Source organism: Arthrobacter sp. Bi26, from assembly GCF_918697925.1.
Classification (GTDB): domain Bacteria; phylum Actinomycetota; class Actinomycetes; order Actinomycetales; family Micrococcaceae; genus Arthrobacter.
The window spans coordinates 1-8051 of record NZ_CAKKMF010000136.1 but is presented as its reverse complement, the minus strand read 5'-3'; the positions used below and the strand labels follow the sequence as shown (position 1 = coordinate 8051).

Annotated in this window: 5 protein-coding genes and 1 pseudogene; 3 read left to right on the top strand and 3 right to left on the bottom strand. The window is 70.9% G+C overall.

Translation table 11 applies throughout. The features are described from left to right. A pseudogene (locus LQV16_RS22020) lies at nucleotides 1–3221 on the top strand (ATP-dependent helicase); the annotation flags it as partial. Then, a complete protein-coding gene (locus LQV16_RS22015; RefSeq protein WP_229995988.1) occupies nucleotides 3214–4080 on the top strand; it encodes a DNA-formamidopyrimidine glycosylase family protein in 867 nt (288 codons plus the stop codon). The pseudogene LQV16_RS22020 and the gene LQV16_RS22015, both read left to right, overlap by 8 nt. A 16-nt stretch (nucleotides 4081–4096) precedes the next feature. Here LQV16_RS22015 and LQV16_RS22010 read toward each other — a convergent pair whose 3' ends face one another. Then, nucleotides 4097–4765 (bottom strand): hypothetical protein, encoded by a 669-nt coding sequence (locus LQV16_RS22010; protein WP_229995987.1) that lies wholly within the window; start codon nucleotides 4763–4765, stop codon nucleotides 4097–4099. Nucleotides 4766–4826: 61 nt separating this feature from the next. Between LQV16_RS22010 and LQV16_RS22005 the strand changes: the two genes are divergently transcribed. Beyond that, complete coding sequence (locus tag LQV16_RS22005; RefSeq protein WP_229995986.1) at nucleotides 4827–6350, top strand: PLP-dependent aminotransferase family protein; 1524 nt, start codon at nucleotides 4827–4829, stop codon at nucleotides 6348–6350. 168 nt (nucleotides 6351–6518) lie between these two features. Here LQV16_RS22005 and LQV16_RS22000 read toward each other — a convergent pair whose 3' ends face one another. Both LQV16_RS22000 and LQV16_RS21995 read right to left on the bottom strand, forming a co-directional pair. Continuing rightward, on the bottom strand, nucleotides 6519–7211 hold the full coding sequence (locus LQV16_RS22000; RefSeq protein ID WP_229995985.1) for an SRPBCC domain-containing protein: 693 nt from the start codon (nucleotides 7209–7211) through the stop codon (nucleotides 6519–6521). Beyond that, entirely contained in the window at nucleotides 7204–7914 is a 711-nt protein-coding gene (locus LQV16_RS21995) for a helix-turn-helix domain-containing protein (RefSeq protein ID WP_229995984.1), read from the bottom strand. Before LQV16_RS21995 ends, LQV16_RS22000 begins: the two co-directional genes overlap by 8 nt. Between the last annotated feature and the right edge of the window lie 137 nt (nucleotides 7915–8051).

Genomic DNA, 8051 nt, shown 5'->3' with positions numbered 1-8051 from the left:
AGGAAATGGTCTATGAATCCCGCGTTGGCGACATCTTCGCCCTCGGAGCGACGAGCTGGAAGATCGAGGACATCACGCACGACCGCGTCCTGGTCTCGCCGGCGTTCGGCCAGCCCGGCAAGCTCCCGTTCTGGAAGGGCGATTCGCTCGGCCGGCCCGTGGACCTGGGCCGCGCCCTCGGCGCGTTCATGCGCGAACTGGCGGCGTCCGACGTCGGGCCGGCAACCGAGCGGTGCAAGGCCAGCGGACTGGACGACTACGCCGCGAACAACCTGATCCAGTACCTCGCCGAACAACGGCTCGCCACCGAGGTGGTCCCCAGCGACACCACCCTCGTGGTGGAACGCTTCCACGACGAGCTCGGCGACTGGCGCGTGGTGCTGCACAGCCCCTTCGGCATGCCCGTGCACGCACCGTGGGCCCTGGCCGTGGGCCAGCGCCTGCAGCAGCGCTATGGGATGGACGGCTCGGCCATGGCCGCCGACGACGGCATCGTGCTGCGCGTGCCCATGATGGAGGATGAGCCGCCGGGCGCCGAGTTGTTCCTGTTCGATCCGGAGGAAATCGAGCAGATTGTGACGGCTGAGGTCGGTGGCAGCGCCCTGTTCGCGTCCCGGTTCCGCGAGTGCGCCGCCCGTGCTTTGCTCCTGCCCCGGCAGAATCCCGGCAAGCGGCAGCCCCTGTGGCAGCAGCGGCAGCGCTCGGCGCAGCTGCTGGATGTTGCCCGGAAGTACCCGACGTTCCCGATTGTCCTCGAGACGGTCCGCGAGTGCCTGCAGGATGTTTACGACCTTCCGGCGCTGAAGGACATCGCCGCCTCGGTGGAGCGCCGCGAGCTCAGGATCGTCCAGACCACCACCCAGCAGCCCTCACCGTTCGCGAAGTCCTTGCTCTTCGGCTACGTGGCCCAGTTCCTCTACGAAGGCGATTCCCCGCTCGCGGAGCGCCGTGCCGCCGCCCTGGCCCTCGATTCCACCCTGCTCAATGAGCTCATGGGCCGCGTGGAGCTGCGCGAACTGCTGGATGCGAAGGTCATCGACGCCACCGAGCGCGAACTCCAGCGCCTGGCCCGGGACCGCCAGGTACGCGGGCTGGAGGGCGTCGCGGACCTCCTGCGCCTCCTGGGTCCGCTCGCGCCGGACGAAGTCGCCGCCCGCCTGGAGCCGGTGGCCGGACCGGTCCCGGCGGGCGATACCGCCGGGACCGCCCCGGCGGCTGAGCCTCTCGAAACCCCGGCGGTCCTGCCCGTCGAAACCCCGGCAACGGAGGCCGACGCCGCTGCCCACCTCGCGGCCCTGCAGCGGGCCAACCGGGCGATCAAGGTCAACATCGGCGGCATCGAACGCTTTGCGGCGGTCGAGGATGCCGCCCGGCTCCGGGATGCCCTCGGCGTACCGCTGCCCATGGGCGTGCCGCTGGCCTTCATCGAACCGGTCGCGGACCCCCTCGGCGACCTCGTCTCGCGCTACGCCCGCACGCACGGGCCATTCACCGCCGCCGAGGCCGCGGCGCGGCTGGGACTCGGCGTCGCCGTCGTCGGCACGGCGCTGAAGCGGCTGGCCGCGGACGGCCGCGTGGTGGAAGGCGAGTTCCGCCCGCACGCTACGCCACCGGGAGTCACGCCGGCCGGCACGGCAGCCGGGGTTGCGGCGTCCCGAGTTGCGGAATCCGGAGTTGAGGAATCCGGCATTGAGGGGTCCGGCGACACGGCGGTCCCAGCTGCCGTTCCCGCCACGGTCCCGTCTGCCGTTCTGCCTGCCGTTTTGCCTGCGGCGGGTGTGAGCGAATGGTGCGACGCCGAGGTCCTCCGTAAGCTGCGCCGCCGCTCGCTCGCCGCGCTCCGGGCCGAAGTGGAGCCCGTGGACGCCGCCGCGTACGGGCGGTTCCTTCCCGCCTGGCAGAACGTGCGGACCCCGGGCGGGCGCGGGCAGTCCGCGCTCCGCGGCCTGGACGGCATCATCACGGCCATCGACCAGCTCTCCGGCGTGCCCATTCCGGCCTCCGCGTGGGAACCGCTTGTCCTGGCCAGCCGTGTCTCGAATTACCAGCCGGCCATGCTGGACGAACTCATGGCCGCCGGCGAAGTCCTCTGGTCCGGTGCCGGCTCGTTGCCCGGCAACGACGGCTGGGTCAGCCTGCACCTCGCGGATTCGGCCGAGCTGACGCTGAATCCTGCCATCGATTTCGAACCCGGCGATGCGCAGCGGCGGCTCCTTGAGCACCTCCAGAACAACGGCGGCGGCTACTTTTTCCGGCAGCTGACCGAGGTTGCCGGCGGCATGGATTCCGTGCTGAGCGAACAGGACGTGGTGGCCGCCCTCTGGGATCTCGCCTGGGCGGGCCGGATTACCGGCGACACCTTCGCCCCGGTCAGGGCCCTGATCGCCGGCGGCCACACCGCGCACCGGCAGGTGGGGCGTGCCCCGCGGGCCCGCGCGCCGCGGCTCAGCCGGCTCGGACGGGCGCACGGCACCGGCCTGCTGGGATCGCCCGGACTCACAGGCGGCCGGTACGGCTCCCTGACCGGCACCGCACCTGCACCCCCGCTCGCCGCAGGACGCTGGTCCGCGCTGCCCTCCCCCGAACTCGATCCCACCATCCATGCCCGGGCCACGGCGGAACTGCTCCTGGACCGCTACGGCGTGGTCACCCGGGGCTCGGTCATGGCGGAGAACATCCTCGGCGGCTTCGGCCTCATGTACAAGGTGCTGGCCCGGCTCGAGGAAGCCGGACGCTGCCGCCGCGGCTACTTCATCGAACACCTCGGCGCGGCGCAGTTCGCCGTTCCGGCCACGGTGGACCGGCTGCGGTCCTACGTCGAGGACGCCCAGCTGCACAAGGCCGAGCCGGTGGCCCTGGCCCTGGCCGCGACCGACCCCGCCAACCCCTATGGCGCCGCGCTGCCGTGGCCTGCGCTCAACGTCGACGCCGGCACGGGCCATCGCCCCGGCCGGAAGGCAGGCGCCCTCGTGGTCCTGGTCGACGGCGCCCTGGCCCTGTATGTGGAGCGCGGCGGCAAGACCCTGCTCGCCTTCAGCGACGACACCGACGTCCTGGCCGCGGCCGGTTCGGCCCTGGTGGGCGTGGTGACCCGCGGGGCCATCGACAAGCTGATCATGGAAAAAGTCAATGGCCACGGCATCCTGGACACCCCGGTGGCGGCCGCCCTCGCCCAGGCCGGGGCCTACTCCACTCCGAAGGGACTGAGGATCCGTGCCTGAGGGCGATTCGGTCTTTCGCGCCGCGGCACAGCTGCACGCGGCACTGGCCGGAAAGGAACTGGTCTCGTCCGATTTCCGGGTCCCGCGCTTCGCCACCCTGAAGCTCGGCGGCTGGACCGTCGATGAGGTGGTGCCGCGCGGCAAGCACCTGCTGATGCGCGTGCAGGGCCCGACGCCGAAGGACCGGCTCACCATCCACTCGCACCTGAAGATGGAGGGCAGCTGGCAGGTGTACCCGCCCGGGGGCCGCTGGCGGAAGCCCGGCTTCACAGCCCGCTGCGTGCTGCGGACCGCCACGGCCGACGCCGTCGGATTCTCCCTGGGCATTCTCGAGGTGGTCCGCACCGACCAGGAAGACGCCATCGTGGGGCACCTCGGCCCGGACCTGCTGGGCCCGGACTGGGACGCCGCCGAGGCCGAACGCCGGCTGCTGGCGGCCCCGGACGTTCCCATCGGCGTCGCCCTGCTGGACCAGAGCAAACTGGCGGGGATCGGGAACATCTACCGGTGCGAGGCCTGCTTCCTCGCGGGAGTCCATCCGGCGTCGCCCGTGTCCACAGTGCCGGATCTTCCCGCCATCATCACCGATGCGCAGGTCCTGCTCTCCGCCAACCTCGGGCCGGGCCGCCGGACCACTGTGCTGAACGCGCGCGGCGTGCCTGTGGGCCGCACCGCCGGGCGCCCCGGCTACTGGGTCTACCGGCGCGAGCACCAGCCGTGCCTGAAATGCGGCACCCCAATCCGCCGCGGCATCCTTGGCAGGGACACAGGCACCGGCACCTACACGGAGGAACGGAACATCTACTACTGCCCTATGTGCCAGCCCTTGCCGGGCCCCGGGCCAGAGAGCGTCAGCTGACGGGACGCGCGGGGGATCAATCTGTCCGGGCGCTGGATGCTGTTGCCGGGACTGCCGTCCCTGCAACAGCGGCTTCCGTTTCAGTCCCGGCCACGGAGACGGGCCGCGCACCGGGTACGGTGAACCGCGGCAGCAGCCACTGCACCAGGGGTCCAATCGCCAGCGCGTACAGCACCGTGCCTACCCCGACCGAGCCGCCCAGCAGCCAGCCGGCGCCGAGGACCACCACTTCAATGCCGGTGCGGCAGACCCGGACGGGCCAGCCCTTCCGCCGGGCGAGCCCGGTCATGAGGCCGTCCCGTGCGCCCGGGCCCAGGCGGGCGCCGATGTAGCAGGCAGAGGCGACGCCGTTGAGCAGCACGGCCCCGACCAGCAGGCCGATCTGGCCGCCCAGATGCGAGAACTGTGGAATCAGCGCCAGCCCGATGTCCGCGAAGACCCCCACCAGCACCGCGTTGCACAAGGTCCCGACGCCGGGCCACTGCCGGAGCGGGATCCACAGGAGCAGCACCAGGAAGCTGACAACAATCACCACCGTACCGAGGCTGAGCCCGGTCCTGGCCGTCAGCCCCTGGTGGAGCACGTCCCAAGGCGCCGTGCCGAGGCTGGCACGGATAAACATGGCCAGGGAGATGCCGTATAGGGCGAGGCCTATCAGGAGCTGGAGGAGTCTGCGGGTCAACATGGTGTCCATCCTCCTAGAAAACTGGCCTTGCAATCCATAGCCAGTTTGAAATACTGGCTACATGCTCATCTCTCTGACTCCGGGGTCGCTGGCCCGCCTGCTGGGTGAGTGGAACGTTGGTGCCGCCCCCGCCTACCGCGAACTGGCCGACGTCGTCCGCCTGCTAATCCTCGACGGCCGCGTCGCCCTCGACGTCGCCCTGCCGAGCGAGCGTTCGCTGGCGGCCGCCCTTGGCATCAGCCGCACCACGGTGACCGCGGCGTACGCCCTGCTGCGCGACCAGGGATTTCTTAGCAGCGGCCAGGGCAGCCGGAGCCGGAGCTGCATCCCGAGTCAGGGGCCCGGGCATGCCGGCGGTCATGACGGCGCCCTGCGATTGAGTGGCGCCCCCGGCCTGGCCGTGCCGGACGGGATCCTTGACCTGGCCTATGCCTCCCTGCCCGCCAGCGGCGAAGTGGTGCACCGGGCCTTTGCCGCGGCACTGACCGAGCTGCCGGCGCTGCTGCCGGGCTTCGGCTACGACGCCCTGGGCGTGGGCCCGCTCCGCGAAGCCATTGCGGCCCGGTACACCGCCGCCGGGGTCCCCACAACGGCCGGCCAGATCCTGGTCACCTCGGGCGCCCAGCATGCGCTGAACATTGTGCTCCGCGCTTTGGCCCGCCGTTCGGGGACCAAAGTGCTTGTGGAACATCCCAGCTACCCGAACGCCCTCGACGCGATCCGGGCTGCGGGCTGCCGCCCGGTCCCGGTGGCCATGCCCGCCGCGAACCCCATCGGCCAGGGCCGCCACGGTGCAGGCCCCCTCGGCGCAGGCGGCTGGGACCTCGAGGCCATGGAATCGGCGCTGCTGCAGCAGAGGCCCGCGATGGCCTACGTGGTGCCGGACTTCCACAACCCCACCGGCCGGCTGATGCCCGATGCGCAGCGGCGCCGCCTCGTGACGGCGGCAGCGTCGTCGGGCACCGTGCTGGTGGCGGACGAGACGCTGCGGGAGCTGAACCTCGACGGCGCCGCCTCGACCCCCATGGCCGCATTCAGCCCGGCGGTGGTCTCCCTCGGTTCCCTCAGCAAGTCGCACTGGGCAGGGCTGCGCACCGGCTGGATCCGCGCCAGCGAGCCGCTCATCCAGCGCTTCGCCGCCGCCCGCACCACCCTGGACCTCGGCGGGCCCGTGGTGGAACAGCTTGCCGCGGCGCATCTGGTCAACGCCATGACGGAGCCCCTCCCTGCCCGGCTCGCCGCGCTGCGCGAGAACCGGAACGCGCTGCTCGAACTGATACACGCGCACCTTCCTGGCTGGGAGCCGGAATGGCCCGACGGCGGACTGTCCCTCTGGTGCCGTCTTCCGGCGCCGATCAGCACGGCTCTTGCGGTGGTGGCTCCCGACGTCGGGATCCGGCTCGCCGCGGGGCCGCGGTTCGGCGTCGGCGGCGCGTTTGAGCAGTACCTGCGGCTGCCGTTCACCCTGCCGCCGGAGCAACTGGAGACGGCCGTCCTGGCGTTGCGCTCGGCGCAGGATCGGCTGGAGGCCTCGCCGCAGCTCAGGCGCAACGTCTCAGCCCCGCCGGCCGCGGCCATCGCCTGAATCCAGAGGCGTCCCACAGGCCCGTCCTGCGACGCCCGCTCTTCCCGGCGCTGCGCACAGGCCCTGCCGACGCCCGCTCTTCCCGGCGCTGCGCACAGGCCCTGCCGACGCCCGAATCCGGGTGTCGACAGGGCATCAGTGCGTCGCCAGGCAGGATGGGCGTCGCGGCTAGGCGTAGACCTTCGCCAGGAAGCCGGCCCAGGCCTTGGCCGTCGCCGCGGTGTCCCCGCTGCCGCTGTAGTCGTGCACGGTCATGCCCACCGGTGCGCCGAAGGCGTTGCGCCCGAAGAAGCGGTACATCGTGTCCGCGGTCCGCAGGCCGAGGAAGTTCTCGTTGGAGAAGTCGACTTCGCCGCTGAGCGGGCCGACGCCGTCGAGCTCCAGCTTAACCGCCTCCCCCTGAGCCGCAGTGTCGACGCCGAGGGCCCTCTTGAGCCGGTCGAAGCCGTCCGGCGTTTGCGACGCGGCGGGTGCCTGGATGTCCGTGAAGACGACGGGCTTGCCGTCGAAGTACTTCAGGTACTGGCCCAGGGTGTGGAGGTAGAACGCGGTGTGCTTGCTGGCGCCGTCGTACTGCTCATCCCAGTTGTCCGCGAAGATGCCGCTGTGGACGTAGTGCAGCCGGGCCCGGCCGCCGTCGAGAGGTTCCAGGACGTGCTCCAATTGGTTGAACCAGCCATCAGGCCCGTCCATCCGGGACACCAGATGGGAGGGGTACTCATCCACGGTCCGGACCGCCGGCCATTGGTCCGTGGGGAACATCCAGGCCGGGGTGTCCTTGGTAACGGCCTCCCACACCCGCTCGGGGGTGCCGGGCAGTTCGGTGTCGTAGACGATCTCGAAATTCCGCTTGTCAGTCATTGTCCTGCTCCTTAGCTTGTGGGTTTGCAGTTTGTGGGTGTGTAGTTTCTGGGGCTGCGTGCGGGTCTGCTTGCGCTGCCTTGGGCGCCGGCGCCTTCAATGACGGGTGGAGCGCGACGACCAGCCGGTGCTTGCGCCCTGCCGGCGGGGTCGTTGCCGGCGAACCTGGCGGGAGGTCGCGTCCGCCATCGTGGTACTTGTCCACGAGCCGGGTCACGGCTTCGCCGAGCTCCTCGGCGAAGGCCGCCCGGTCCGCCGCCGACCGGAAGGTGATCTCGCCGTCGATGGCAAAGGTGGCGAGTTTTTGCCTGGCCGCGGTCGCCCCGGCGATCAGCTGGCCCATCTCCTGGACCATGCGGGCGGCGAGCGCCAGCAGCCAGAAGGCGGAAAAGCGGTCCGAGAACCGCCGCGGGTCCGGCGCCACGGAAGCCAGGGCCGCCGGCGAGATCAGGTACGACGCCGCCGTCGCCCGCAGGATGCGTTCGGTGACGTTGCCGCGCCGCCGCTCCTCGACGAGCTCGACAAGCCCGTGCCGCTCGAGGGCCTTGAGGTGGTAGTTCACCTTCTGCCGCGGCAGGCCCACCTTCGCGGCGAGCTGCGTTGCGGATCCGGGCTCGGCCAGCTCGCGCAGGATCCTCGTCCGGATCGGGTCCAGCGAGGCCTCCGCCGCGGCCGGATCCTCAATCACTTCAATGTCCAACATGCTTCAAGTCTGCCCGCCGACAATTTTATTTGTCAAGAACTTTTTTCTCGTCGGTGCGATCGACTGGCGCGGCGACGCGAGTTCGCCGGAAGCGCCCGAGGTCGCCGGACCTTCCCGGCGACCTCGCACGCTTGGCA

Bases quoted from the DNA above. Each gene is read 5' to 3' on its own strand.
- LQV16_RS22010 (WP_229995987.1), bottom strand. From the start codon at position 4,765: ATGTTGACCCGCAGACTCCTCCAGCTCCTGATAGGCCTCGCCCTATAC.
- LQV16_RS22005 (WP_229995986.1), top strand. From the start codon at position 4,827: ATGCTCATCTCTCTGACTCCGGGGTCGCTGGCCCGCCTGCTGGGTGAG.
- LQV16_RS22000 (WP_229995985.1), bottom strand. From the start codon at position 7,211: ATGACTGACAAGCGGAATTTCGAGATCGTCTACGACACCGAACTGCCC.
- LQV16_RS21995 (WP_229995984.1), bottom strand. From the start codon at position 7,914: ATGTTGGACATTGAAGTGATTGAGGATCCGGCCGCGGCGGAGGCCTCG.